This is a genomic window from Synechococcus sp. R55.7 (assembly GCF_047461955.1).
Lineage (GTDB): Bacteria > Cyanobacteriota > Cyanobacteriia > Thermostichales > Thermostichaceae > Thermostichus.
The window spans coordinates 1-1,258 of record NZ_JANSIC010000357.1 but is presented as its reverse complement, the minus strand read 5'-3'; the positions used below and the strand labels follow the sequence as shown (position 1 = coordinate 1,258).

Here is a 1,258-nt window from a genome sequence, read left to right as displayed (position 1 = left end):
AGTTCCAAGGCCAGCGGCCCCAGCAAGCCCTTGCGGTAGTCGTTGAGAACTTGCCGTGCCGCCCGCTGGGGATCCCCTTGATACCGCCGCTCGGCCAACTCCTGCACTGCGGCACCACCGGGAGGGATCGGATCCGGCCAACCGTAGCGCTTTTGCAAGAGAGATCCGGCTTGGGGCTGCACCCTCAGCACTTGATCCAAAAAGTGGGCCGCCACCCGTTCGGGATCGTAGGCCGCTTCGCCGATGTCATCGCAGATGGCCAACAGAGAAGCCGCCTGTTGATCCGGCAGAGAGGGCGGTAGGATGCCCGGCGAGTCCAACAGATCCAACTCTCCCCCCAGCCGCACCCACCGCAGTTGCCGCGTCACCCCAGGACGTGCTGCGCTCTCAGCTGCCCGCCGCCCCAACAGTCGATTCAGCAAAGCAGATTTGCCCACATTGGGAAAGCCCACCACCACCGCCCGAACGGCCCGCGGTCGCATTCCCCGCTGTTGACGCCGCATATTGACCGATTGCCCCAGTTGCAAGACCGCCTGCTTGAGGCGATTCACCCCTTCTCCTGAGCGGCCATTGGTGGGATAGACAGGGATCCCTTGCCGTAAAAAATACTCCTGCCAAGCTTTCAGATCCCCAGCCTCAATGCAGTCCGCCCTGTTCAGAGCCAGGAGGCGAGGTTTTTCCCCCAGCCACCGGCCCAGCTCAGGATGACGACTGGCCAACGGGATCCGCGCATCCAACACCTCGATGACTGCATCCACCCGCTGCAACTCTTCCCGCAACTGGCCAATTGCCTTGGCAATATGGCCGGGATACCACTGGATGGCCGGAGAACTCATGCCGCCAGAACCCTAGAAGTGGACAGCAGAAATCAACAGTGGGATCCAATCTAGCCCGATTCCCCAAAAGAGGCTCGACCTGCCGGCTGAAGTAGCCAATAATACAACGTGAGTGCCGCTGGGATCCCTTTCCTGGGCAACCTAATGTTTAACCAACGGGGGTGCGGGGGCAACAAGCCCCGCGCTCTACCCGCAGGGTTAGCGTCGGGATACATGGATCCCTGCATGCCATACCATTATCTTTTTAGTACCCAGGAATGCTGGGGAAGGGAAACCACCTGTCCAGTTGTTCTGTCGGGGGTCGTAGACCTAGACAAGTGGCGTGGGGTAGGAATACCCAACCGCGAGGTAAAGACTCCATCCCGCTGACGCCAAGGGAAGCCCGCGCTCTGTCCGTAGGACGAGCGCCGGGAGGATGTCAC

1 protein-coding gene is annotated in these 1,258 nt (G+C 60.9%); it reads right to left on the bottom strand.

The window, feature by feature from the left end; translation table 11 throughout:
- On the bottom strand, positions 1-836 hold an 836-nt coding region (gene ylqF, locus NW820_RS12450; protein ID WP_414407650.1), incomplete at its 3' end, for a ribosome biogenesis GTPase YlqF.
- Positions 837-1,258: the final 422 nt, after the last annotated feature.